This window comes from Streptomyces sp. NPDC055103, assembly GCF_053607625.1.
Window position 1 is genome coordinate 37,034 of the sequence record NZ_JBSGTX010000013.1, and the last position, 22,229, is coordinate 59,262.

Annotated in this window: 23 protein-coding genes and 2 pseudogenes; 8 read left to right on the forward strand and 17 right to left on the reverse strand. The window is 72.1% G+C overall.

The annotated features are described in order from the left end of the window. Positions 1 to 7: 7 nt before the first annotated feature. Positions 8 to 637, reverse strand: a complete 630-nt coding sequence (locus ACWFR1_RS11135; protein ID WP_453549085.1) for a fasciclin domain-containing protein — start codon at positions 635 to 637, stop codon at positions 8 to 10. Positions 638 to 860: 223 nt separating this feature from the next. On the opposite strand from ACWFR1_RS11135, the gene ACWFR1_RS11140 reads away from it, so the two are divergent. Further along, positions 861 to 1,445 carry a sigma-70 family RNA polymerase sigma factor gene (locus ACWFR1_RS11140; protein ID WP_453549088.1) on the forward strand — a complete coding sequence of 195 codons (585 nt, stop codon included), beginning with the start codon at positions 861 to 863 and terminating at the stop codon, positions 1,443 to 1,445. After that, entirely contained in the window at positions 1,442 to 2,410 is a 969-nt protein-coding gene (locus ACWFR1_RS11145; protein WP_453549090.1) for an anti-sigma factor, read from the forward strand. The genes ACWFR1_RS11140 and ACWFR1_RS11145 overlap by 4 nt, the downstream gene beginning before the upstream one ends. Positions 2,411 to 2,497: 87 nt before the next feature. Here the strand turns inward: ACWFR1_RS11145 and ACWFR1_RS11150 are convergent, their stop codons facing one another. The 5 genes from ACWFR1_RS11150 to ACWFR1_RS11170 all read right to left on the reverse strand — a co-directional run bounded on the left by ACWFR1_RS11150 (position 2,498) and on the right by ACWFR1_RS11170 (position 6,593). Beyond that, positions 2,498 to 3,412, reverse strand: coding sequence for an amino acid ABC transporter permease (locus tag ACWFR1_RS11150; RefSeq protein WP_453549093.1), 915 nt, complete (start codon positions 3,410 to 3,412; stop codon positions 2,498 to 2,500). Continuing rightward, positions 3,409 to 4,074, reverse strand: a complete 666-nt coding sequence (locus ACWFR1_RS11155; protein WP_453549095.1) for an amino acid ABC transporter permease — start codon at positions 4,072 to 4,074, stop codon at positions 3,409 to 3,411. Before ACWFR1_RS11155 ends, ACWFR1_RS11150 begins: the two co-directional genes overlap by 4 nt. 10 nt (positions 4,075 to 4,084) lie before the next feature. Then, entirely contained in the window at positions 4,085 to 4,933 is an 849-nt protein-coding gene (locus ACWFR1_RS11160) for a glutamate ABC transporter substrate-binding protein (RefSeq protein ID WP_453549097.1), read from the reverse strand. 43 nt (positions 4,934 to 4,976) lie between these two features. After that, a complete protein-coding gene (locus ACWFR1_RS11165) occupies positions 4,977 to 5,732 on the reverse strand; it encodes an amino acid ABC transporter ATP-binding protein (protein WP_453549100.1) in 756 nt (251 codons plus the stop codon). Between the two features lie 165 nt (positions 5,733 to 5,897). After that, entirely contained in the window at positions 5,898 to 6,593 is a 696-nt protein-coding gene (locus tag ACWFR1_RS11170; RefSeq protein ID WP_453549102.1) for an alpha/beta hydrolase, read from the reverse strand. A gap of 228 nt (positions 6,594 to 6,821) precedes the next feature. Between ACWFR1_RS11170 and ACWFR1_RS11175 the strand changes: the two genes are divergently transcribed. Further along, on the forward strand, positions 6,822 to 7,280 hold the full coding sequence (locus ACWFR1_RS11175) for a Crp/Fnr family transcriptional regulator (RefSeq protein WP_453549104.1): 459 nt from the start codon (positions 6,822 to 6,824) through the stop codon (positions 7,278 to 7,280). Positions 7,281 to 7,340: 60 nt separating this feature from the next. Here the strand turns inward: ACWFR1_RS11175 and ACWFR1_RS11180 are convergent, their stop codons facing one another. Beyond that, entirely contained in the window at positions 7,341 to 8,009 is a 669-nt protein-coding gene (locus ACWFR1_RS11180) for a Tat pathway signal sequence domain protein (protein ID WP_453549107.1), read from the reverse strand. Positions 8,010 to 8,323: 314 nt separating this feature from the next. Between ACWFR1_RS11180 and ACWFR1_RS11185 the strand changes: the two genes are divergently transcribed. From ACWFR1_RS11185 to ACWFR1_RS11205, 5 genes are all read left to right on the forward strand, one after another. Further along, complete coding sequence (locus ACWFR1_RS11185) at positions 8,324 to 8,998, forward strand: TetR/AcrR family transcriptional regulator (RefSeq protein WP_453549109.1); 675 nt, start codon at positions 8,324 to 8,326, stop codon at positions 8,996 to 8,998. Between the two features lie 196 nt (positions 8,999 to 9,194). Continuing rightward, the gene (locus ACWFR1_RS11190; RefSeq protein WP_453549112.1) at positions 9,195 to 9,851 is read left to right on the forward strand and encodes a DUF6230 family protein; all 657 of its coding nucleotides are present in this window, start codon (positions 9,195 to 9,197) and stop codon (positions 9,849 to 9,851) included. A gap of 2 nt (positions 9,852 to 9,853) precedes the next feature. Next, on the forward strand, positions 9,854 to 10,336 hold the full coding sequence (locus tag ACWFR1_RS11195) for a DUF6114 domain-containing protein (protein ID WP_453549114.1): 483 nt from the start codon (positions 9,854 to 9,856) through the stop codon (positions 10,334 to 10,336). A 141-nt stretch (positions 10,337 to 10,477) separates the two neighbouring features. Further along, the gene (locus ACWFR1_RS11200; protein WP_453549116.1) at positions 10,478 to 11,941 is read left to right on the forward strand and encodes a carboxyl transferase domain-containing protein; all 1,464 of its coding nucleotides are present in this window, start codon (positions 10,478 to 10,480) and stop codon (positions 11,939 to 11,941) included. A 107-nt stretch (positions 11,942 to 12,048) separates the two neighbouring features. Beyond that, complete coding sequence (locus ACWFR1_RS11205) at positions 12,049 to 12,570, forward strand: SgcJ/EcaC family oxidoreductase (RefSeq protein WP_453549118.1); 522 nt, start codon at positions 12,049 to 12,051, stop codon at positions 12,568 to 12,570. Between the two features lie 31 nt (positions 12,571 to 12,601). Here ACWFR1_RS11205 and ACWFR1_RS11210 read toward each other — a convergent pair. The 10 genes and pseudogenes from ACWFR1_RS11210 to ACWFR1_RS11255 all read right to left on the reverse strand — a co-directional run. Further along, a pseudogene (locus ACWFR1_RS11210) lies at positions 12,602 to 13,401 on the reverse strand (histidine kinase dimerization/phospho-acceptor domain-containing protein); the annotation flags it as partial. Continuing rightward, positions 13,397 to 13,864, reverse strand: a pseudogene (locus tag ACWFR1_RS11215) (response regulator transcription factor); the annotation flags it as partial. The pseudogenes ACWFR1_RS11215 and ACWFR1_RS11210, both read right to left, overlap by 5 nt. 30 nt (positions 13,865 to 13,894) lie before the next feature. Further along, positions 13,895 to 14,380: an SAM-dependent methyltransferase gene (locus tag ACWFR1_RS11220; RefSeq protein ID WP_453549120.1), complete on the reverse strand. Its 486-nt coding sequence runs from the start codon at positions 14,378 to 14,380 to the stop codon at positions 13,895 to 13,897. Positions 14,381 to 14,479: 99 nt separating this feature from the next. Then, positions 14,480 to 14,911, reverse strand: a complete 432-nt coding sequence (locus ACWFR1_RS11225; RefSeq protein ID WP_453549122.1) for a hypothetical protein — start codon at positions 14,909 to 14,911, stop codon at positions 14,480 to 14,482. Positions 14,912 to 14,993: 82 nt separating this feature from the next. Beyond that, a complete protein-coding gene (locus ACWFR1_RS11230) occupies positions 14,994 to 16,751 on the reverse strand; it encodes a tetratricopeptide repeat protein (RefSeq protein ID WP_453549125.1) in 1,758 nt (585 codons plus the stop codon). Positions 16,752 to 16,929: 178 nt separating this feature from the next. Further along, positions 16,930 to 17,601, reverse strand: coding sequence for a 4'-phosphopantetheinyl transferase family protein (locus tag ACWFR1_RS11235; RefSeq protein WP_453549127.1), 672 nt, complete (start codon positions 17,599 to 17,601; stop codon positions 16,930 to 16,932). A 51-nt stretch (positions 17,602 to 17,652) separates the two neighbouring features. Continuing rightward, positions 17,653 to 18,933 (reverse strand): hypothetical protein, encoded by a 1,281-nt coding sequence (locus ACWFR1_RS11240; RefSeq protein WP_453549130.1) that lies wholly within the window; start codon positions 18,931 to 18,933, stop codon positions 17,653 to 17,655. Between the two features lie 141 nt (positions 18,934 to 19,074). Then, positions 19,075 to 20,511, reverse strand: coding sequence for a DEAD/DEAH box helicase (locus ACWFR1_RS11245; RefSeq protein ID WP_453549132.1), 1,437 nt, complete (start codon positions 20,509 to 20,511; stop codon positions 19,075 to 19,077). 294 nt (positions 20,512 to 20,805) lie between these two features. Continuing rightward, positions 20,806 to 21,009: a cold-shock protein gene (locus tag ACWFR1_RS11250; protein WP_024760785.1), complete on the reverse strand. Its 204-nt coding sequence runs from the start codon at positions 21,007 to 21,009 to the stop codon at positions 20,806 to 20,808. A 297-nt stretch (positions 21,010 to 21,306) separates the two neighbouring features. Further along, the gene (locus ACWFR1_RS11255) at positions 21,307 to 22,170 is read right to left on the reverse strand and encodes an AI-2E family transporter (protein ID WP_453549270.1); all 864 of its coding nucleotides are present in this window, start codon (positions 22,168 to 22,170) and stop codon (positions 21,307 to 21,309) included. Between the last annotated feature and the right edge of the window lie 59 nt (positions 22,171 to 22,229).

Consider the following 22,229-nt stretch of genomic DNA (forward strand, 5'->3'; position numbering starts at 1 on the left):
GGGCCGACTACTTCGGCATCAGCACCGTGTCGATGATGTAGACCGTGGCGTTGGCGGTGGGCACGTTGCCGCAGACCACCTTCGCGGAGTCGTTGACCGTGAAGGACTCGCCGGAGCCCTCGGTGGTCAGCGTGCCCTTCTGGAGGGTCTCGAAGGAGCCCTTCTCCAGCTGCTTCGGGGCCAGCTTCTCGCCCACGACGTGGTACGTGAGGATGTCGGTCAGCATCGCCTTGTCGGCGAGGACCTTGTCCAGGTCGGCCTTCGGGATCTTGGCGAAGGCCGCGTTCGTCGGCGCGAACACGGTGATGTTCTCCGCGTTGTTGAGGGTGTCCACCAGGCCGGCCTGCTTGACGGCCGCGACCAGCGTCGACAGCTCCGGGTTGTTCGACGCGGCCGTGGCCACCGGGTCGTCGGCCATCCCGTCGAAGGAGCCGGCGCCCTCCTTCGGCACCGAGGCGCACCCGGGGCCGAAGGGACCGTCGGCCGTCGCGGCGGCCGCGGTCGACTGCGACGGAGCCGCCGCGGGGGCCGCCGCTCCGTCGCCGCTCGCCTCGGCCGAGCAGGCGGTCAGGCCCAGCGGCAGCAGGACGGCGGCGGTCACGGCGACGGTGGCGCGGCGGAAGGTCTGGCTGTTCATGATCGCTCCTCGGGCTTCGGGGCTCACCGGCCGGTGTGTCCCACGCCCGGTATTCGGCGCGGGCCCGCATCCGGACGGCTCTGTCGCCCGAATGAGTGATGAGGACGCGCCGTCGCCCCTCGGTGGAACGGAGCTGTGCGCGACTTCGGAGATCCGACCCGTCCGGCGGGCCGACGGCTCCGAATGTTCTGCGTACCCGACTGCTTTCTGGAGGATCTCCCCGGTGACAGAGAACGTGCGGATCGGCGGAGCCCGGTCCACGGCTCCGGACCTGCCCGAACTGATGGGCCGGGTGGCCCTCGGCGACCAGCAGGCCTTCACGGGCGTCTTCGAGGCCGTCTCCGGACCGGTACTGGGGCTCGTGCGGACCGTGCTGCGGGACCCCGCCCAGTCGGAGGAGGTGGCCCAGGAGGTGCTGGTCGAGGTGTGGCGCACCGCGGCCCGCTACCAGCCGGCGCGCGGATCGGTGATGACGTGGGTCCTGACGCTCGCGCACCGCAGGGCCGTCGACCGGGTGCGCTCCGAGCAGGCGTCGTCGGACCGTGAGAAGCGGGTGGCGCTCCTCGAACACACGCCGGCCTACGACGAGGTCGTGGAGCAGGTGGAGAGCCGTCTGGAACACGAGCAGGTACGGCGCTGTCTGCGCGGCCTGACCGAGCTGCAGCGCCAGTCGGTGACGCTGGCCTACTACCGCGGCCTCAGCTACCGGGAGGTCGCCGAACTGCTCTCCGCACCGCTGGGTACCGTCAAGGCGCGGATGCGCGACGGTCTCATCCGGCTGAGGGACTGCCTGGGGGTGGGCGCGTGAACGCCGTGGATCCGCACACGCTGACCGGGGCGTACGCGCTCGACGCCCTGGACCCCGAGGAGCGCGCGGCCGTGCGGCTGCACCTGGCCGGGTGCCCGTCGTGCGCGCGGGAGGTCGAGGAGTTCTCCGAGACCGTGGCCCGGCTCGGCCTCGCCGTCGCGGTGCCGCCGCCCGCCTCGCTCCGCGCGGGGGTGATGGAGCGCATCGCGACCGTACGCCAGGAGCCGCCGCCGACGCCGCGGGCGGCGCGGACGTCGGAGACGGCGCGGAACCCGGAGACGGCGCGGACCTCGGAGGCGGCGCGCAACCCGGAAGCGGCGCCCGCTCCCGAGGCCGGGCCGACCTCGGAGGCCGAGCGGGCTTCGGAGACGCCGTCGCCCCCGGAGTCCGCGCGGGCTTCAGCGGCCGAGCGGGCCTCCGAGACACCGTCACCCCCGGCGGCCGTACGGGCCTCGGAGGCCGCGCGGACCCCGCGCGGGCGGCGCGGAGCCCGGTGGTCGCGCTGGGCCCTCGCGGCCTGTCTCGCCGGGGCTGTCGGGCTGGGCGGGATCGCGGCCTGGCAGGGCCGGCAGGCCGGCGAGGCCCGGGAGGAGACGGAACAGGCGCGGGCGGCGAACGACGCCGTCGCCGTGGTCCTGGCCGCGCCGGACGCCCAGGTGTCCACCAGCCGGCTCGGTGGGGGCGCCGTGGGCACGGTCGTCGTCTCCGCCTCGCTCGACCAGGCGGTGTTCGCGGCGTCGGGCATGGCGCCTCCGCCGGCCGGCAAGGTCTACCAGCTCTGGTACGACGACGACGGGACGATGCGGCCCGCGGGGCTCATGGACCCGGGCGCCACCGCCGAGGCGACCCTCCTCGAAGGTCCCGTGGACGGAGCGGCGGGGATGGGGATCACCGTCGAACCGGCCGGTGGCTCGCCGCAGCCGACCTCCGCCCCCGTGGCGGTGCTCGCCTTCCCCGAGGCCTGACGCGCCGCCCCGCGCGCGGACCCACGCGGGCCCGCGCGCGGACCCGGACGAGGCCGGCCCGGACCCGCGCGCGGCGCGGCGGTGCTGTCATCTGGTCCCGTCGGTCGGGCCCAGGTGCTCGCCCGGCGTGGCCAGTTCCTCCACGGCCTCGACGCCGACGACCGCGCCCGTCGACTTCTTGCCGCGCCGCAGCCGGCCTTCGAGCCAGGAGGCGAAGGTGGTGAGCGCGAAGTTGAGGACGACGAAGATCACGGCGACGACCGTGAAGCAGGCGATCGCGTTGGCGCCGTAGTTCGCGCTCATCGGCCTTACGGAGGCGAGGAGTTCGGAGAACCCCAGCATCGCGCCGCCGAGCGCGGTGTCCTTGACGATGACGACGAGCTGGCTGACCAGGGCGGGGAGCATGGCGGTGACCGACTGCGGCAGCAGCACGTACGCCATGGTCTGGCCCATGCGCATGCCGATGGCCTTCGCCGCGTCCGTCTGGCCGCTGGGCAGGGCCAGGATGCCGGCGCGGACGACCTCGGCGAGCACGGAGGCGTTGTAGAGGACGAGGCCGGTGACGACCGCGTACAGGGGGCGGGTGTCCGGGCTGATGTCGGTGAACTCGGAGTACGCGGCGTTGGCGAAGAGCATGAGGATCAGGACGGGGATGGCCCGGAAGAACTCGACGACGGTGCCGGCCGCGCCCCGGAGCCACCGGTGGTCGGAGAGCCGGAAGATGCCGAGGAGGGCGCCGAGCGGCAGGGCGATCACCATGGCGAGCGCCGCGGCGATCACGGTGTTCTTCAGGGCGGGCAGGAGGTACGTCTCCCAGACGCGGGCGTCGGTGAAGAAGGGTGCCCACTTGGCCCATTCGAGCTGGTTCTTGTCGGCGAGGCTCACCACGACCCACCACACCACCGCGGCGAGGGCGACCACGAACAGCAGCGTCCAGAGGAGGTTGCGCCGACGGGCGCGCGGCCCGGGGACGTCGTAGAGGACCGTGGGTTTCGTCTTCACCGTCTCACCGCCACCTTCTTGGCGATCCAGCCGAGGAACAGCCCGGTGGGCAGGGTGAGACAGATGAAGCCGAGGGCGAAGATCGCGGAGATGAGCATGAGTTGGGCCTCGTTCTCGATCATCTCGCGCATCAGCAGGGCCGCTTCGGCGACGCCGATCGCCGCGGCCACGGTGGTGTTCTTGGTGAGGGCGATCAGGACGTTGGCGAGGGGGCCGACGACGGAGCGGAAGGCCTGCGGGAGCACGATGATGCGCAGGACCTGCGGGAAGCTGAGCCCGATGGCGCGGGCCGCCTCGACCTGGCCGAGGGGGACGGTGTTGATGCCGGAGCGGAGCGCCTCGCAGACGAAGGCGCTGGTGTAGGCGGTGAGGCCGAGGACGGCGAGCCGGAAGTTGATCGTGGTGAACCTGTCGGCGCCGAGGCTCACCCCGAGCGTCTGGAACAGGCCGAGCGAGGTGAAGACGATGATGACGGTGAGGGGGATGTTCCGGACGACGTTGACGTAGACGGTGCCGAAGCCCCGCATCAGGGGGACGGGGCTGACGCGCATGGCGGCCAGCAGCGTCCCCCAGATCAGGGAGCCGATCGCGGAGTAGACGGTGAGCTGCACCGTCACCCAGAAGGCTCCGAGCAGGTCGTACCCCTGGAGGAAGTCGAACACGACGGCCTGCTCACTTGACGATGACGCCGATCTTCGGGGCGGGTTCGTTCTGGTAGCCGGCGGGGCCGAAGTTCTTCTTCACCGCCGCGTCCCAGGAGCCGTCGGCGACCATCTTCTCGAGAGCCGTGTTGATCTCGGCCTTGAGGTCGCTGCCCTTCTGGACGCCGATGCCGTAGTTCTCGTTGCTCATCTTGAAGCCGCCGAGCTTGAACTTGTCCTTGAACTCGGCCTGCGAGGCGTACCCGGCGAGGATCGAGTCGTCGGTGGTGACGGCGTCGATGACCCCGTTCTCCAGGCCGGTCAGGCACTCGGAGTAGCCGCCGTACTCCTGGAGCTGGGCGTCGGGGGCGATCTTGTCCTTGACGTTCTGCGCGGAGGTGGAGCCGGTGACCGAGCAGAGCTTCTTGTTGTTCAGGTCGGACGGCTGCTTGATGGAGTCGTCGTCGGCCCGGATGAGGACGTCCTGGTGGGCCAGGAGGTAGGGGCCCGCGAAGTCGACCTTCTCCGCCCGCTTGTCGTTGATCGAGTAGGAGGCCGCGATGAAGTCCACGTCACCGCGCTGGAGCAGCGTCTCCCGGTCGGCGCTCTTGGCCTCCTTCCACACGATGTCGGACGGGTCATGGCCGAGCTCCTTGGCGATGTACGTCGCCACGTCGACGTCGAAGCCCGTGTAGGTGCCGTCGGGGGTCTTCAGTCCGATGCCGGGCTGGTCGTACTTGATCCCGACGGTGATCTCGTCGCCACCGTGATCTCGGGGCACCCCTCCGGCCGCGCCGGACGCGAGTCCCGCGGAGGTGAAGGAGAGGACGACGGCCGCGGCGACCGCGACGCCGGCCCTGCCGGTCCTGTGCGCGTTCATGTGGATCACCCCTGGGGGCTGCTGATCGGGCGACGGCCGGGGCTCAGTGGTGGAGGATCTTGGACAGGAAGTCCTTGGCCCGATCGCTGCGCGGATTGCTGAAGAACTCGTCCGGGGTCGTCGCCTCGACGATCCGTCCGTCGGCCATGAAGACGACGCGATGGGCGGCGGAACGGGCGAAGCCCATCTCGTGGGTGACGACCACCATCGTCATGCCGTCCCGGGCGAGTTGCTGCATGACCTCCAGGACCTCGTTGATCATCTCGGGGTCGAGTGCGGAGGTCGGCTCGTCGAAGAGCATCACCTTCGGATCCATGGCGAGGGCGCGGGCGATCGCCACGCGCTGCTGCTGGCCGCCGGAGAGCTGCGCCGGGTACTTGTCCGCCTGTTCGGCGACCCCGACCCGGTCGAGCAGCGCGCGGGCGCGCTGCTCGGCGGCCTTCCGGTCCTTCTTGCGGACCTTGATCTGGCCCAGGGTGACGTTGTCGAGCACCGTCTTGTGCGCGAAGAGGTTGAACGACTGGAAGACCATCCCGACGTCTGCCCGCAGGGCCGCCAGTTCGCGGCCCTCGGCCGGGAGGGGACGGCCGTCGATGACGATCTCGCCCGCGTCGACGGGCTCCAGACGGTTGATCGCCCGGCAGAGCGTCGACTTCCCCGAGCCGGACGGCCCGATGACGACGACCACCTCGCCGCGGTGGATCGTCAGGTCGATGGACTGGAGCACGTGCAGGGTGCCGAAGTGCTTGTCCACCGCGCGCAGCTCGACGAGCGCGTCGCCGCCTTCCGGGACGGGCATGGCACCCTCCTGGGTCACGCCCCCGTTTGCCGCTCCCTCCTCATGTTCATGCTCCGCCCTCCGCCGGGCAGGCGCACGCCGGGCGGAGGAGGGAGGGAGACGGGAAGGGAGGGAAGGAGGCGGGGAGGGAGGGTGCCTGAACGGAGGGTGCCCGGGGCTGAGGGATCAGCCGACGGTCTCCCGTACGGCGAGCTCGACGAGGTCGCAGACCTCGGCCGGCCGGGAGGCGAGCGAGGCATGGCTCGCGTCGAGCTCGATGGTCTTGCGCGGCTCCACGCGCTGCGCCATGCGGCGTTCGTTGTCGGGGTGGATCATGCGGTCCTGGGTCGACACCTGGTACCAGCACGGCTTGACGCACCAGGCGGGGGCGGTGACCACGTCGCCGAAGGTGGAGGCGAGCGGAGCCTTCTGTGTGACGGCCATGACCAGCGCCTCCTCCTGGGTGAGGTCCTGGGCGAAGCTGTCGTGGAAGGCCTCCTGCTTGATCCAGAGATAGCCGTCCGAGTCGGGGACGATGTTGTCGAAGGCCGCCGGCGGCTTCTCCTGGCTGATCTGTCCCGGGCTCTCCCCCGCGTCCGGGGCGAACGCGGCGACGTAGACGAGTCCCGCCACGTTCGGCAGGTCACCGGCCTCGGTGATGACGGCGCCCCCGTAGGAGTGACCGACGAGCAGCACGGGCCCGTCGACCTGCTTGACCATCTTCCAGGTGCGTTCGGCGTCGTCGGCGAGCGAGGTGAGCGGGTTCTCCACCGCGTGCAGCTTGTCGTAGCCGCGCCGATGGAGCTCGCCGATGATCTCCGACCAGTGGGCGGCGCCACCCCAGAAACCGTGCACGAGGACGATCGTGGGCTTGTCTGCCATGGGTTTTCGTACCGATCTGTGCGAGGGATGGATCCCGCCCCCTGCTCCCTCCCCGTCCCCCCGCGGACGTGCGCGGCGGCGGCCCCGCACGCCCGGACCCGTCCTCGTACACACCCTGGCCCGTACCCGCACGCCCGGTCCTCGCCGCACGCCCGGACCGTCCCTGCGCGCGGGGGCGGCCTGGCGGACACTGGGGGGTGGGAGCCGAGTGTCCGAGGAGGGTCCGCCATGATCAGTGCCGCGCCCAAGGTCAGCACGTTGCCGCCGGAGCACCGGGAGCGGCTGATGGCCTTCGCCGAGAACGTGTACTTCGATTCCGGTCACCGGCTGTTCGAGGAGCAGCAGCGCGCCGACCGGTTCTGGATCGTGAAGACGGGAGCGGTGACGCTCGACGCCAAGGTGCCGGGCCGCGGGTCGCCGGTGATCGAGACCCTGCGCCACGGCGAGCTGGTCGGCCTGTCGTGGATGTTCCCGCCGTACCTGTGCCAGTCGGGGGCCGAGGCGATGACGCCGGTACGGGCGTACGAGTTCGACGCCCCCGCCGTCCGGTCGATGTGCCGCTCGGACACGGAGTTCGGCGCCTCGGTCATGTTCTGGGTGGGGGCCATCCTGGCCCACCGGCTGAACGTGACCCGGGTCCGGCTCCTTGACCTGTACGCCCCGCACGGGAGCGGCATTCTCGCGTGAGCCACGCCCCCTCCGCGTACGGGGACCCGCACGGGGAGGGGGGCGTGGCCGCGAGCCGGATCAGTTCACGAAGACGGCGGGGCTGCCCGCCTGACTGGTGTCCAGGACGGGTCCGTACTTCGCCGAGAAGTAGCCGTTGGCCGGACAGGTGCCGGGGCCGCTGGCCTTGGTGAACAGCTGGTCGGTGAAGGTGAGGGAGTTGTCGGTGTTGGAGGGCGTGGCCGTGAGGCTGCCGGCCCGGTAGACGCAGGTCATCACGCCGAGGATGCTGTTGATCTTCAGGGTGGTCTGGATCGGGCCCGCCACGCCCGCCGTGACGGTGAGCGACCCGCCGGAGACGACGGCCGTGCTGAACGGCAGGTTGTTGACAGTGATGCTCTGGACGCCGGTGGCCCCGACGATGTTGGTGGTGCAGCTGCTGAGCGTGTGGGCGGTGACGGTCTCGGTGGCGGTGCCGGGCGCGGCGGGGTTGCCGGTGGCCGTGGCGGTGAACGCGGAGGTGCCGCAGGTGATGCCCGTGCTGCCGCCCTGGGTGGTGGCGATCCGGGCCTTGGTTCCGGTGGGGAGCGAGGCGGAGAGGACGTCACCGACCGCGACGGCGGTCCCGGCGGCGGAGCCGGTGGTGAGGACCTCGCCGGCGGCGGCACCCGAGGCACCGGCCTGGGCGGTCGAGGCGAGCGTGGCGGAGACGGCGAGGGTGACGGCGGCGAGGAGAGCGTGCTTGCGCATGGGGATGCTTCCTTCCGTACGGAGAGAGGGGTGACGGAGGGTGGGGGGTGTGGACGTAGGGGTGTACGGAGCGCGGTGCGGCCGCTGCCGGAACGGTCCGGCGCCACGGATGATGTCCGGCAGCGGTGTTCGTGAGGGGTGCGGAGCGTGATACTCGGTGCGGTGTGCGGTGGGGACGCGTCCCGTCCCTCGGGGAGCGGCTCCACCGAACAGGTGAGAACACCCGATGACACTCGGCGAACCGAGAGGAAAACCCACGAGGGTTGTAATCCTGCCGAGTATGTGACGTCAACAAGCCCGGAAGGATGTGGCCGATGACGAGTGCCCGCGAGGCGGAGGAGGAGCTCGTCCTGCCCGGGGCCCGCTCGGGCCGCGAGCCGGGGCGCTCCCTGCGCCCCGGGCCGCGTCGGCTGAGCCCCGAGCAGGTGGCCTCGCGACAGCGGGAGCGACTGCTCGACGGGGTGGCCAGGACGGTCGCGGAGAGCGGCTACGCCGGAGCGCGCATCAGCGACATCTGCCGCGAGGCCGGGGTGACCCGACCGGTGTTCTACGAGCTGTTCTCCGGTAAGGAGGACGCCGTCATCGCCGCCTACCGGGGCGGTACGCAGCAGGTGGTGCGCGCCATGCAGCGGGCGTACGACGAGGCTGGCGGCGCGGCGGACTGGCCGGCCTCCGTACGGGCCGGGCTGCAGGTGCTCCTGACCCTGCTCACCCAGAACCCCGCCTTCGCCACGATGGTGGTCGAGATCGAGTCGGTGGGGCCCGCGGGTCGCCGGGCCCGCGCGGAACTTCTGGCCAGTTTTCGACGGTTCTTCGCGGACGCGCCGCCGGGGCCGGCCTGGGTGGCACGGGGCGAGCTGGTGGACATCGTGGTGGGCGCCGTGCACGCGGCGGTCCATCGCGCGGTCGACGAGGGGCGGTTCGCCGATCTTCCCCCGCTGCTCGACACCCTCGTGCACGTCGTCGTGGCTCCGTTCACCCCTGAATGATCGATCGTCGAATGACCAACAGGCAGCACATGCACGCTGGTTGACCCCGGGTAACCACAAGCCTTACGGTCCGGGAAGTTCCCTGCGGCACGTCTGCCTCCGCACCACGCGAGGAAGACCCGGGCAGCTCGGGGAACGGTCCGCGCCAGGACGCCGCCGCGCAGGTCTGTTTCCTCACCCATGTCAGGAGCACCTCATGGCCCTGTCCGAAAACACCCCCACCGACCCGCACACCCCGTTACCCGACGAGGGATCCGGCAGACGCGGCCGGGTCCGGTTCCGCCGCGCCGCCCTGATGGGCGGGCCCGCCCTCGCCGCGGCGGCCACCCTCGTGGTGCTGACCGCGCAAGGGGCCCTCGCCGCCCAGTTCGCCATCTCGGGCATGCCGTTCACGGTGACCGCCGACAGCCTGGAAGGCCGGGGCTTCGGGCAGTTCGGAGGCCTCGACAACATGCCCGAGGGCAGCCCCAACGCCGGCGACACCGGCGGCCAGGTCCTGGTCATCGTCACCGCGATCCGCGAGGCCGAACTCACCAACCTCTGCCAGAGCGTGGAGCTCGGCGGCACCTACCTGCACATCACCGCGGGCGCCAAGGGCACCCCGGTCAAGGCCTCGGGGCTCACCACCGACTCCACGGACATCTCCGGCAAGGTCGCCGACTTCGACAACATCGAGATCGGCGGCGACGCCAGCACCTTCGAGAAGCCCCCGGTGAAGGGGCCGCTGGGCGTGTTCGGCCAACAGGCCGACACGGTGCGCATCAAGGACCTGCGGCAGACCAACTACGCCACGACCGCCGTCCGGTTCACCCTGCCCGACCTGCACATGCGTTTCAGCTCGAAGGGCTGCTGAACGTGGCGTCCGGCCGCCCCCGCCATCCCTGGCGGGCCTTCCGGCAATGGCGGTACCGCCGCCCGTTCGGCGCGGGCCTCACGCTCGCCCTGGGCGGCGCCGAGATCCTGCTGACCCAGCGGGCGAGCATCACCGTGATCCTCACGGCGGGGGCGGACAGCCTGGTGGGCTACGTCCTGCCCGTCCTCATGGTGATCTGCGGACTGCTCGTCGTCCTCAACCCGCGCCAGCGGCTGTTCTACTCGGTCGTCGGTGTCCTGGCGTCCCTGGGGAGCTGGGTGACCTCCAACCTCGGCGGGTTCGTCATCGGCATGACGCTGGGGCTCGTCGGCAGCTCGCTCGCCTTCGGCTGGCTGCCCGACCGCCCCCGGCGCCGCCCCTGGCGCAGGAGCCGGCGCCGGGAACCGGCGAAGGCCGGGAGCGGGACGGCGGCGCCGGCCGGAGCGGCGGCCGGACCCGCGCCGGAGCCACGGCCCGGCGTCTGACCTGTCCGTACGGCCGGTCGTGTCTCCGCTCGCCCCGCGGGCCGGGGCACTCCGTCGCGCCTCGACCGGCCGACGGTACGGTGGAGGCGCTCCACCGACCAACCCGTACGGACAGACCCGGCGACGAGCGGCGAGGCGCGCATGACTGACCCGATGACGGCACGCGAGGCGATCGCGCTCGTCACCGACGACTTCACCGAACTAGCCTGCTCCGAGGGGCCTTTGGAAGAGGACGGGCCGATCGGCTGGCCCGGCTACTCCGCCGCGCACGGCCGCGCCGCCGCCCGGTCCGGCGAGTCCGAGTCGGTGATCTGCGGTACGGGCACGATCGGCGGCGTGGCGGTGGTGCTGATCTCCTTCGAGTTCCGGTTCCTCGGCGGCTCCATCGGCGAGCGGACCGGAGCGCGCGCCGTCGCCGCGCACCGGCTCGCCCGCGCCCGGCGGCTGCCCGTGGTCGTGCTGCCCGCCACCGGCGGGAGCCGGATGCACGAGGGCATGCGGGCCCTCCTCCAACTCCAGGTGCTGGCACGCGAGTCGGCGCTCACCCGGGCCGCCGGTCTGGCGCAGATCGCGGTCCTGCGGGACCCGACGACCGGTGGCGGCTGGGCCACCCTCGGGGCGGGCTCCGACATCGCGCTCGCCCTGCCGGGCGCCCAGGTCGGTTTCGCGGGCTCGCGGGTGCGCCCGCCGGACGCCGATCCGGACGCGTACACGGCGGAGGCCCAGCTCGCCCACGGCCACATCGACGCCGTCGTCCCGCCCGAGGAGCTGCGCGCCACGATCGGCCGCTGGCTCACGCTCCTCACGCGTCCCGCCGAGGGCCCGGTCCCTCCCCCGTACGCCCTCGGCACGGGCACGGGCGCCGGCAAGGACGCCCACATCGGCACCGGGACCGGGACGGACACCGACACCGACACCGACACCGACACCGACACCGACACCCTGCCACGCGCCGAGTCCGGTCGCGAGGCCGTGGCCCGCGCCCGGCACCCCGACCGGCCCCGGGCACCCGCCTACCTCGACGCCCACTTCACGCACCGCGCCGAGATCTCCGGCGACCGCTGCGGAGGCACCGACCCGGGCATGCTCTGCGGCTTCGGGCAGCGCCCCGACGGCCGCACCGTCGCCTACGCCGCCCAGTGCGGCACCGCCACCCGGCCCGCCGGCTTCCGTACCGCGGCCCGCCTCGTCGGCCTGGCCGACCGCCTCGGGATCCCGGTCCTCACCCTCGTCGACACCCCCGGCGCCGCCAACGACCCCCGGGCCGAACGGGAAGGAGCGGGCCCCGCCATCGCCGCCCTCTTCGAAGCCGTCGCCACCGCCCGCGTCCCGCTCACCACCCTCCTCATCGGGGAGGGCGGCTCGGGCGGCGCACTCGCCCTCGCCGCTCCCGACAACACCTGGGCCACCCCGGACAGCTACTTCTCCGTCATCGCACCGGAACTCGCCACGGCGATCCTCAAGCGCACCCCCGAGGAATCCGCCACCGTCGCCGACCTCCTCCGGCTGCGCCCCCGGGACCTCCTGGCCCTCGGCGCCGTCCGGGGCATCGTCGACGGCCCCGTCCACGACCGAGACGCCGACGAGGTCTTTCCCGAGTCTTGACCGGGCTCTTGCCATCCGCTGTACGGGCGTTGGACCACCGGCCGCGAGAGTGGCACCACTCGAACCGTTCGGTGTTCGGGAGAAGTCCACTCGCCGCAGGAGCCCCGATGACGCCCAAGTCCCGTGTCCGTGCCGTCCTCGCCGCCACGCTCGCCGTGGCCACGCTCGGTACCTTCGCCGCCGGAATCGGGGTGGCCGGCGAGAGGAGCGACGAGAAGGAGGGGGAACAGCGCGGCCTGGCCGGCGAGCGGGAGATCGCCGCGCTCTTCGACGAGTGGAACGCGGCGCTGTTGACCGGCGACCCGGAGAAGGTCACCGACCGGTACGCCGAGGACGCCGTGCTGCTGCCGACCGCCTCACCCAGGATCCGCACCAACCACGCGGAGATAGCGGACTACTTCGCGCACTTCCTGCAGAAGAAGCCGCGGGGCGAGAAGGTCCGCTCGGTGATCCACGTCCTCGACCGGAACTCGGCGATCGACGCCGGTCTCTACCGGTTCCACCTCACCGACCCGAAGACGGGTGTCACCAAGGTGGTCGACGCCCGCTACACCTACGAGTACGAGAAGCGCGACGGCCAGTGGCTGATCGTCAACCACCACTCCTCGGTGGTCCCGGCCGAGGGCTGATCCACCGGGGCCCCTCAGCCGCCGTCCGGCCGACGAGCACCGGCGGGCCGTCGTCGGCGGGTCCGGCGAGGACGATCGTCACCCCGCGCTCGTCGGCGGCGGGCCGCCACACGTTCAGCCGGTCCTCGACGAGTTCGCGCAGGGCGAGCGGTTCGGGCGCGGCCACCTTGGCCTCGGCGCGGGCGAGCACGAGCAGAGCGCTGACGAGCCGGCTCATGCGGACCACTTCTGCGGTGGCCTGGTCCACGTCCTCCCGTACGAAGTCGTCGTCGACGCCGTCCGCGATGTTGTCGAGTGCGAGCCGCAGCGCGGTCAGCGGGGTACGCAGCTGGTGCGAGGCGTCCGCGACGATGATGCGCTGCGAGGCGACGAGGCTGTCGAGCGTTCGGCGCCCTGGTTGAGCGTCCGGGCCAGGGTCCGCGTCTCCTGCGGTCCCGTGACGGGCGAGCGGGACGTCAGGTCACCGTCCCCGAACCGGCTTGCCAAGTCCTTGAGTTGACGTAGGGTCTTGGTCAACAGCCGGGCCACGACAGCGCCGAGGCCGGCCGCGAACGCGAGCACCCCGATCGCGAGGATCGCCCCGAACCCCCAGATCCGCCACAGCCGGTCGCTGAGGTCGGCGGTCGCGTAGCGGATGCGGACGGCGCCCGTGATCCGCTCCTCCTCCCCCGGCCCCCGTACCGCGTGCCGCCCCTCGTACACGGGCACGGTGACGATCCGGGCGAGCGCCTGCCGGGCGGGCTCGTCCCCGTCACCGAGGAGCAGCGCCATCGTGGTGGCCTCGCGGCATACCGACTCCTCTGTATCGCCGCGGAGTTGGGCGGTGATCGTACTCCTTCGGCGTCAGCGCCACCTCGGCACCGTCGAGCCGCACCCGCCCGGCCTTCCGGTCGACGCTGAGCCGCGAGCCGTAACTCTGCGGCCCCGCAGGGCGGTTCTCGGGCCGTGACCGCCGCCGCACGGCCCGGTTCCGGGCGATGACCTCGCGCACCCCGAAGGGTTTGGACACGTAGTCGTCCGCCCCGATCTCCAGGCCGACCACGCGGTCCGTCTCGTCGCTGTGCGCGCTGATCACGATGATCGGCACGTCCTCGCGCAGCCGCAACGCCCGGCAGACGTCGAGGCCGTCGGTGTCGGGCAGGCCCAGATCGAGCAGCACGAGGTCGTAGGGCGTGGTGACGGCGAGTCCCGCGGCTCCCGTGGTCACCCACTCCACCTCGAACCCGTAGCGCAGCAACCCGCGCCGCAGGGACTCCGCGATCGGCTCGTCGTCTTCCACCAGCAGTACACGCACACAGGAGACCCGTCGCCGTCGGGCCCTCGCTCAGTAGTAGCGGCGCATGATCTCGTCGGCCCAGGCGGGCTGGGTGGTCTCCCCCTGGGGGCCGAACTCGGCCATGTACGGCTTGATGTCGAGGACCGGCGTGCCGTCGACGGCGTCAAGGCCCCGCACATGGAGGTCCAGGCCGTCGACGCGGATCAGCCGGCAGCGCGAGACACCGAGGCGGTTGGGGCGGTTCTTCCCGCGCTGGGCGAAGATCCCGACCAGCGGCCACTCGGTGTTGCCGCGCGGGTGCCGGGCCCCGGTCTGCACGGCGTCCGGCCGCACGCGGTCGAAGTGGTAGACGACCTCCAGGTGCGAGAAGGCGTCGAGCCCGGCCAGCGCCTCGGGGCCGAAGGACGCCGCGTCCAGCCGGACGACCGCCTCCACGTCGCCCCACTCGTCGTCGCGCACCTCGTCCCGCCCGCCGACGACGTGCCCCACCGGGTAGGAGACGACCGTCACCTGGGTGCGCTGTTCCTGTGTCATACGGTTCCTCGCTCTTCACCTGCGGGGACGCCCCGTGCCCCGTCCGTACGTGATCACGAAGACCGTACTCCCGTCGCGGACCGGGCGTGCGCGCGGCCGTCAGATCCCCGGCCCGTACCCCGGATCCGGTCCCTGCTTCGGGTGCCAGGCCGTGTCCAGGCCCCAGAGCCCGAGCGCGACGACGGCCAGGCAGACGACCGCCGCCGGCCACGGCCGCAGACGTCGGGCAGCCGCCACCCAGGTCAGGGTCGGCAGGGCGAACCCGGCGACGAGGATCAGCGGCACGTCGACGAAGACCACGCCCCAGTCGGTGTACTGGCTCTCGAAGCCGCCGTCGTAGCTGTACGCCGCCCGGGGCACCGCGTAGACCGCCGCGACCAGGAGGCCGGCGACGGCGAGCAGACAGCCGACGCCGTTCAGCACCCGCTCGTCGGGCTCTTCGCGTTCGCCACGCTCGTCGCGTTCCTCATGCTCGTCACGTTCGTCCCCGTCATCGCTCCCGGGACTCTCCGCCCGGTCCCCAGCGCTCATGTCGGGTACGGACGCCGGCGGGCGCCCGGCGGTTCCCCCCGCGCCGCGCGGCCGGAGCCCCCGTGGTCCGGTGTCGTACGGATCACCTGCCCGGTTTCGGGACGCGCCGGCGCAGGTCCTGTGCCGCCCGCGCCGCCTCCCGGGCGGTTTCGCGGTGGCCCCGCTTCCGCAGGTACCAGGCGAGCCAGTCCAGGGATTCGGCCAGGGCGGCGACGTCGTTGCTCGGGTGGATCCGGTCCAGGGACCGCAGGAGCCGGACGGCCTCCGCCGTGGGGCGCACGGCCTCGTCGGGCCGTTCGACGCGGGCCAGCCGGAGCGCGAGGTTGGACAGGGCGTGGACGAGGCCGGGGAGGTGCGTCTCGGGGTCACGGCGGTGCAGGCACCGCTGGAGGTCGACCGCCTGTTCCGTGACCGTGAGCGCCTCGGTGTGCCGGTCGCTGTCGGTGAGCCGGATGCTGAGGTTGTTCAGCGTCCGGGCGAGCTCTCCCTTGTACAAGGACGGGTCGGTGTGGGCGAGTTGCCGGTAGAGCGCCACGGCCTCCGTCGCGGGTGCGACGGCGTCGCGGTGACGCCCGAGGGCCGCGAGCCGGCTGCCCAGGCTGTCCACGGCCTCGGCGAGGAGGGGCCGGACGGCGTCGGGTGCCGCGACGAGACAGCGCCTGGAGAGGTGGACGGCCTCGTCGGCGGCTTCGAGCGCCTCCGCGCGCCGGCCGGCCCAGGCCCGTACCAGACCGAGGTTGTGCAGGGTCCGGGCGAGGGCGACGAGTATTCCGGTGGTGCGGTCGGCCGCTGCCGTACGGGCGAGGGCGACGGCCTCGGTCAGGGCCTGCCCGGCGAGGTCCACCTGGCCGGAGTCCGCGAGGGCGATACCGCGCGCGTTCAGCCGCTCGGCCTCTTCGAGGGCGCCGCTTCCCCCTCCCCCAGTCCTTCCTCCTTCTCCCCCGGCCACCCGCTCCTCCCTCTCGATCCCGCCCTCCCGGGTGATCCGGTACCCATAGCCGTGGAGGAGCCGATCGAGAAACGCGGTGGCTCGGGGCTCGCGCGCGGCGATCTCGGCGCGGAGCGCGGCCACTTCGGCGGCATACGGGCGGGCCTGCTCGGTGCGCCCGAGGCCGATGAGCGTGCGGGCGGCGGCGAAGGCGACCGCCGCGTGCTCGGCGAGCTCCCCCGTGTCCCGCGTCGCGGCCCCGCGCACCCGCCCCGCGGCCTCGCTCTCGCGGTACGTGCCGACAGCCGTCCGCAGCACGTCGAGGGCCTCGCTCCGGCGGCCCATCTCCCCCAGTTTGATGCCGAGGTCCCCGAGTGCTGAAGCGAGTTCGTGGCGGCCCGCTCCGCTCACCGGGTCGACGAGGGAGCGCCGTATCTCCACGGCCTCGGTGATCCGGTCGAGGGCCTCGTGGTGGTGTCCTGTCTCGGCGAGCTGGTTGCCGAGATTGACCAGAGCGGCGGCCAGTTCACCGCGGCTGCCGTCGACGCGCCGCTCCACGATCCGGCGCCAGAGACCGACGGCTTCGCGCGCCACGGTGCGGGCCTCCTCACGCCGTCCCACGACACCCAGGCCGAGGGCCAGTCGGTGTGAAGCGACGGCCAGGCCGGCGAGAGGGGGATCCGACGCGTCCTCGGCCAGTCCCCGGTACACCTCGGCGGCCTCGCGCAGGATGTCGGTGGACTCGCCGTGGCGGTCCGGGTCGCCGGCGAGGAGGGAGCCCAAGGCCAGCAGGGCGTGAGCGAGTTCGGGAAGGCGGCGGGCCGGGTCGGCGGCCGCCGCGCGCCGCAGCGCGGCGACGGCCCGCTCGGCCTCGGCCGTCCCGTCCGTCTCCGGTGTCTCCCCGTGCGGCATGGCGCTCCCCCTGGCCCGAAAGGAAAATGGGAGGGAGACGATGCCGGACGCCCGTGAATTCCTGATGAAGAGATCGCGCGCCGGGGCGGGTTGCCGGAGGCGGTGACCGCGGTCGGGTGATCGTCGCCGGGTGATCCCGGGCCGGGCGGGTGATCCCGGGCGGGTGACCGCGGGCGGGCTACCGGGTCAGGACGATCGCCGTGATCACCAGTCCGCCCCTGGCGAGCCAGCGGCCGGTGAAATGCTCCCGCGGAGCACCGCCGACCGTCGGCCCGGGGACGAGCAGCCGGGCGTCGAAGGTGCCCGCCCGGCCTTCGCCGTCCTCCGGGGTGAACTCGACCACCGCCTCCTCGAAGTCCAGTTCGCGCCCGGTCAGCGGGTACCACGTCTTGAAGACGCTCTCCTTGGCGCTGAAGAGGAGCTTCTCCCAGGAGGTGTCCGGCACCCTGGCCTCCAGGGCGGCCAGGTGGCGGCGTTCCTCGGGCAGCGACACCACCGCGAGGACACCTTCCGGCAGGGGCCCGGCGGGCTCGGCGTCTATGCCGAGCGACACGACGTCGGCCGTCCTGGCCACCGCGGCGGCCCGGTAGCCGTCGCAGTGGGTCATGCTGCCGGCGATGCCCGCCGGCCACCGCGGCTCCCCGCGCGGGCCCGGTGTCAGAGGGACCCCGGGCACCCCGAACCGGCCCAGCGCGAGCCGCGCGCAGTGCCGGACCGTGGCGAACTCCCGCTGCCGCCGCTCGACCGCTCTGGCGACGAGTGCCGTCTCCTCGGGGAAGAGCGTGACCGGTTCGGAATCGTCGAGGCGCCACTCCGTGGCGACCGAACCGGGCACGAGCTCGCCGATCATGGTGTTCCCTCCATGGACGGGGTGGTCACGGGGTGGCGCCGGGCCGGAACGTCAGGCCGGGTTCTTGACGTCCGCTACGTAGGTCGCGCCGCCGAGGCAGTCGCGGATCTCGTACCGGGGCGCGGTCGTTCCGGTCCACCGCAGGAAGCCGGTGGCGCCGGTCGCGGACGTCATGTCGATGAATCGGCATCCGTCGTAGATGAGCTTGCCCGCGGTGGTGGCGGTGGCGCCGGTCGCCACCTGGTGCGAGCCCATCAGGGCGCAGTCGGTGTAGCGGACCGTCGGGCCGCGGTCGCCGTTCGCGTTGAAGGCGTAGGTGTGGGTCACGGCGTCCGGAGCCCACGACTTGAAGCTCAGCGCGGTGTCGTCGCACGAAACGAAGCTGATGCTGCCCTTGTACCAGCGGGAGTCGATCACCTTGTGACCGAGGCCGCGCAGCTCGAACCGGATGCCCTGGGCGTACAGGCGCATGGTGGAGTCAGACCGGGTGGCAGCGTCCGAAGTGAGCTGGAAGAAGGTGCCGTTGGACGCGGCGTCGGTGAGGATGTACGAGCCGCCGACGAAGTTCATCGAGCCGCCGCGGTTGTTCTTCACGAACACGCCGGACTGGTACTCGACCTTGCAGTCGCGAAACCAGTAGTTGAGGAACTGGTCCTGCTGGGTCGCGGCCGTGGTCATCCCCATGACGAGGAACGCGTCGGAGTAGGAGCCGCCGACCTGGCAACGGTCCCAGCCCATCTCGCTGTTGAGGTTGGAGGTGGTGGCCGGACCGTCGAGGCCGATGCCGCGCTTCCAGCCGCCGCGCCACTCCACGTCGGTGTACCAGGTGTCCTGCACGCCGTAGGCGGCCGAGGAGTACGCGTAGCAGAAGCTCGACGTGGCGTTCTCGCTCGTGAAGGTCAGCCCGGAGATCCGGATGTTCTTGTAGCGCTGGTAGTTGGTCCACAGCGTGGTGTCGTTCGCGGTCGGCGCGTACACGATGCGGGACAGCCGCTTGCCGTAGCCGGTGATCGAGAGACCGTCGACGATGCCGCCGCCGCCCTCGCCGTTGACGTTGGGCAGCAGCGAGTCGGGCTGGGTCAGCAGGTAGGTGCCGGGCGGGATGACCAGCACCTTCTTCGGGACGGCGCCCGAGATCGGGTCCGGCTGGAAGGAGGCGAGCACCTCGGCGGCGGCCGCGCGGAAGGCGGCGTCGCTCGCGGTGGCGCCGGTCGGGTCCGCGCCCTTGCTGATGACGTCGACGCTGTACGGGTCGTCCCCCGCGCCCGCGGCGTACGCGGGGCTTCCGCCCAGCGCCATGGCGCCCGCCGCGCCCGCGCCGGCCGTCGCCATTCCGCGTATGAGCGACCGTCGGTCCATGTTCCCGGTCATTCGTAACCCCCCATGGTCATGATCATGAAACAGACGGGACATACGATCACGACTCCGGCGCGGAAGCAAGACCGGTCTCTACGGTCTTGGGCCACCCTTGGGTCAGGCGCCGCGCCGGATGCGGGCGGCCTGGCGGGCCTCGGCCTGCTTGCGCGCCTCGGCGGAGCGGCGGGACTCGTTCTTGGCCCGGCCGGGCTTGCCGGGGACGGTGCCCATGCCGCGGAAGGCCGCGCCGCGCGGGGAGCGCTCCGGGGTGACCGGCGCGTTGCCTCCGATGGCGACGCCGGACGGGGTCTTGGCGCCGGTGATCCGGGTCAGCTCGGCCTCGCCGGAGCGGACCTGGGTGATCTCCGGCCGGATGCCCGCGTCCGCCATGAGGCGGGCCACGTCCTTGCGCTGGTCGGGCGTGACCAGGGTGACGACGCTGCCGGACTCGCCGGCCCGCGCCGTACGGCCGCCGCGGTGCAGGTAGTCCTTGTGGTCGGCGGGCGGGTCGACGTTGACGACGAGGTCGAGGTCCTCGATGTGGATGCCGCGGGCGGCGACGTTCGTCGCGACGAGGACGGTGACAGCGCCGGTCCTGAACCGCTCCAGGGTGTGGATCCGCTGCGGCTGCGACTTGCCGCCGTGCAGCGCCGCCGCTCGGACGCCGCTGCCGAGGAGGTGCCGGGTGAACCGGTCCACGGCGTGCTTGGTGTCCAGGAACATGAGGACGCGGCCGTCGCGGGCGGCGATCTCGGTGGCGGTGGCGTACTTGTCGGGTCCGTGGACCTGGAGGACGTGGTGTTCCATCGTGGTGACGGCGCCGGCCGACGGGTCGACGGAGTGGACCACCGGGTCGTCGAGGTACTCGCGGACCAGCAGGTCGACGTTGTGGTCGAGGGTGGCCGAGAAGAGCAGGTGCTGCCCGCCGGGCGCCACCTGGTCGAGCAGCTCGGTGACCTGGGGCATGAAGCCGAGGTCGGTCATCTGGTCGGCCTCGTCGAGGACGGTGATCCGGACCTGGTCGAGGTGGCAGTCGCGGCGCTCGACGAGGTCCATGAGGCGGCCGGGGGTGGCGACGACGACCTCGGCGCCCTCACGCAGCGCGACGACCTGCTTGTTGATCGACACGCCGCCGAAGACGGTCGCCGTCCGCAGCTTCAGGGCCTTGGCGTACGGCTCCAGGGCGGCGGTGACCTGCTGGGCCAGCTCCCGCGTGGGGACGAGGACCATGGCGAGCGGCTTCTTGGCGTCGGCGCGCCGGCCGGCGGTGCGACTGAGGAGCGCGAGGCCGAAGGCGAGCGTCTTGCCGGATCCGGTGCGCGCGCGGCCCAGGACGTCGCGGCCCGCGAGCGCGTTGGGCAGGGTCGCGGCCTGGATCGGGAACGGGGTGGTGACGCCGAGGTCGGTCAGCGTCCGCAGCACCTCCGCGGGGAGCTCCATGGCGGCGAAGGTGTCGGCGGGCGGCAGGGCGGGGGTGACGGTCGCCGGCAGCGCGAACTCTCCCTTGGAGGGGATGGCGCGGCGGCTGTCGTTCTTGCGGTCCGTGCGGTTCATGGGTGATGCCTTCCTCGATGCGACGATGCGGCGTTGCTGCGATGCGGCGCGTATCAAGGAATCCACCGCGTGAATGTGCGGGAGGAATTGCAGGAACGGGCCGAGAACAGTACCTGTACGAATCCGGGCACATCCGTACGGTGCGGTACGTCACGGCATCCGGTGTCGGAATGCCGGGGACCCGCCGGGCAACGGCCTGCGGCCGACGGCGGGTTTCGGACCCGGTAAAACGGCGACGGCCGGTGCCCCCCACCCTGGGGGTGGGGGGCACCGGCTACGTCGAACTCGTCAAGCTTAGGCGGGGGTGATGTTCTCCGCCTGCGGGCCCTTCTGGCCCTGCGTGACGTCGAAGTTCACCTTCTGGCCCTCCTGCAGCTCACGGAAGCCGGAGGACGCGATGTTCGAGTAGTGGGCGAAGACGTCGGGGCCGCCACCCTCCTGCTCGATGAAGCCGAAGCCCTTTTCCGAGTTGAACCACTTAACGGTGCCGGTAGCCATGCGATATCTCCTTCGAGGCATTACCCGGAATTCACACTGCGTGAACCCCGGCGTCGCCGCGATGATTGCCCCGTCCGGAAAAAGCACCGAAAACACAAAAAGTGCTCTGACGGAAACATCCCGCCTAAGCACTTGAAGTCTATGGGAACCACAACTGCAACTGATAACTACTGTATCACGTAATGGGCCGGAGGGCTCTTTGGGACGGAACTTCTTTCGCTCTCGCGTCGCCCGGACCCCCCCCTCGGCCCCGTCACAGCAGGCCTCCGGCCCTGTCACGACAGGCCCGCAGCCCCGTCACAACAGGCCCGCGGGCCCCTCACGCGTCGTCGCGCGCGCGTCACGGAGGGCCGTGTGGACCGACCAGACCACCGACACCAGAGGCACGGCGACCACCGCCCCCACGATGCCGGCCGCGATCGAGCCCGCGATGACCGAGACGGCCACCACCAAGGGGTGCAGCCGCACGGCCCAGCTCATGACGAGCGGGTGCAGCAGGTGCCCCTCGATCTGCCCCATCACCACGATCAGCGCGATCACGATCAGCGCCACCACGGGTCCCTGCGACGCGAGCGCCACCACGGCGGCGACCGCCAGGGTGATGCATGCCCACTGCCGGTCCCCGGCGTGGATGAAGAACACGGCGGAGAACAGCGCCAGAGCCAGTGTCGTGAGGACGGCCACCACGTGGCCCGCTCCGCTCAGCGCCGCACTGACCAGGGTCGACCGGTGGCTGGACAGGAACTGGCCGATCCTGGCCTGCAGGTCGGACAGCGCCTCCGGGTGCAGCCGGAACGGCGGCCGGCCCAGCCAGTCCTCGATCCGGCCGATGCCCTCCCTGAACTCGCGCACCAGCGTCGTCCGCTCCCCCGCCACGGCCTCGCCGACCAGCGCGAGCACACCGAGGACGAGCGCGATGCCGCCGAGCAGGATGAGGGCCACCGCCAGGGGACGGGGCAGACCCCGGGCGACGACGTCGGCGACCGGGCGCAGCAGCGCGGTGACCACCAGGCCGAGGAAGAGGGCGACGCCGATCTCGTGGAAGCGGCCCAGGACGGCGAACAGGCTGTAGGCGTGCAGACCGACGATCAGCAGCCGCCACGCGTACGCGGCGGCCGTGCGGAGGAACGGGGTCACCGGCGGTGCTGTGCCCGGCTGCATGGCCACGAGGTACCACCGCGGGCCCCCGCGCCACGCGGCCGGCCCGACATTCGCCCGGT

Bases quoted from the DNA above. Each gene is read 5' to 3' on its own strand.
- ACWFR1_RS11135 (WP_453549085.1), bottom strand. From the start codon at position 637: ATGAACAGCCAGACCTTCCGCCGCGCCACCGTCGCCGTGACCGCCGCC.
- ACWFR1_RS11160 (WP_453549097.1), bottom strand. From the start codon at position 4,933: ATGAACGCGCACAGGACCGGCAGGGCCGGCGTCGCGGTCGCCGCGGCC.
- ACWFR1_RS11165 (WP_453549100.1), bottom strand. From the start codon at position 5,732: ATGCCCGTCCCGGAAGGCGGCGACGCGCTCGTCGAGCTGCGCGCGGTG.
- ACWFR1_RS11170 (WP_453549102.1), bottom strand. From the start codon at position 6,593: ATGGCAGACAAGCCCACGATCGTCCTCGTGCACGGTTTCTGGGGTGGC.
- ACWFR1_RS11175 (WP_453549104.1), top strand. From the start codon at position 6,822: ATGATCAGTGCCGCGCCCAAGGTCAGCACGTTGCCGCCGGAGCACCGG.
- ACWFR1_RS11180 (WP_453549107.1), bottom strand. From the start codon at position 8,009: ATGCGCAAGCACGCTCTCCTCGCCGCCGTCACCCTCGCCGTCTCCGCC.
- ACWFR1_RS11185 (WP_453549109.1), top strand. From the start codon at position 8,324: ATGACGAGTGCCCGCGAGGCGGAGGAGGAGCTCGTCCTGCCCGGGGCC.
- ACWFR1_RS11190 (WP_453549112.1), top strand. From the start codon at position 9,195: ATGGCCCTGTCCGAAAACACCCCCACCGACCCGCACACCCCGTTACCC.
- ACWFR1_RS11200 (WP_453549116.1), top strand. From the start codon at position 10,478: ATGACTGACCCGATGACGGCACGCGAGGCGATCGCGCTCGTCACCGAC.
- ACWFR1_RS11205 (WP_453549118.1), top strand. From the start codon at position 12,049: ATGACGCCCAAGTCCCGTGTCCGTGCCGTCCTCGCCGCCACGCTCGCC.
- ACWFR1_RS11220 (WP_453549120.1), bottom strand. From the start codon at position 14,380: ATGACACAGGAACAGCGCACCCAGGTGACGGTCGTCTCCTACCCGGTG.
- ACWFR1_RS11225 (WP_453549122.1), bottom strand. From the start codon at position 14,911: ATGAGCGCTGGGGACCGGGCGGAGAGTCCCGGGAGCGATGACGGGGAC.
- ACWFR1_RS11230 (WP_453549125.1), bottom strand. From the start codon at position 16,751: ATGCCGCACGGGGAGACACCGGAGACGGACGGGACGGCCGAGGCCGAG.
- ACWFR1_RS11235 (WP_453549127.1), bottom strand. From the start codon at position 17,601: ATGATCGGCGAGCTCGTGCCCGGTTCGGTCGCCACGGAGTGGCGCCTC.
- ACWFR1_RS11240 (WP_453549130.1), bottom strand. From the start codon at position 18,933: ATGGCGACGGCCGGCGCGGGCGCGGCGGGCGCCATGGCGCTGGGCGGA.
- ACWFR1_RS11245 (WP_453549132.1), bottom strand. From the start codon at position 20,511: ATGAACCGCACGGACCGCAAGAACGACAGCCGCCGCGCCATCCCCTCC.
- ACWFR1_RS11250 (WP_024760785.1), bottom strand. From the start codon at position 21,009: ATGGCTACCGGCACCGTTAAGTGGTTCAACTCGGAAAAGGGCTTCGGC.
- ACWFR1_RS11255 (WP_453549270.1), bottom strand. From the start codon at position 22,170: ATGCAGCCGGGCACAGCACCGCCGGTGACCCCGTTCCTCCGCACGGCC.